Origin of the sequence: Mediterraneibacter sp. 210702-DFI.5.30 (genome assembly GCF_020560115.1) — a bacterium.
Taxonomy (GTDB): domain Bacteria; phylum Bacillota; class Clostridia; order Lachnospirales; family Lachnospiraceae; genus Mediterraneibacter; species Mediterraneibacter faecis.
This window is the reverse complement of the sequence record NZ_JAJCME010000088.1, coordinates 1-265: the sequence shown is the minus strand read 5'-3', so window position 1 is coordinate 265 and position 265 is coordinate 1. Positions and strand designations below refer to the sequence as shown.

1 pseudogene is annotated in these 265 nt (G+C 25.3%); it reads right to left on the bottom strand.

The window, feature by feature from the left end:
- A pseudogene (locus tag LI126_RS14795) lies at positions 1 to 265 on the bottom strand (polysaccharide biosynthesis C-terminal domain-containing protein); the annotation flags it as partial.

Sequence of the window (265 nt, the reverse complement as noted above, 5' to 3'; positions counted from 1 at the left end):
AATAAACATTGCAACGCTAGCAAATAAATATTTTTTTACGTCCTTAAACATTTTTTTATATGGTAATTTATTTGATGATTTATATATTTGATATGTCGTTACAACAAATTCAGAAATAACTGTTGAGATTATCGCTCCATATAATCCCTTAAAATATATTAAAGGAAAGTTAATAACAATATTTGTAATTGCACCAAGAACTACAGATGTAGTATAAATAGAAACCCTATTTGTAGGTACCAAATATTGATTACCTATAACGCTA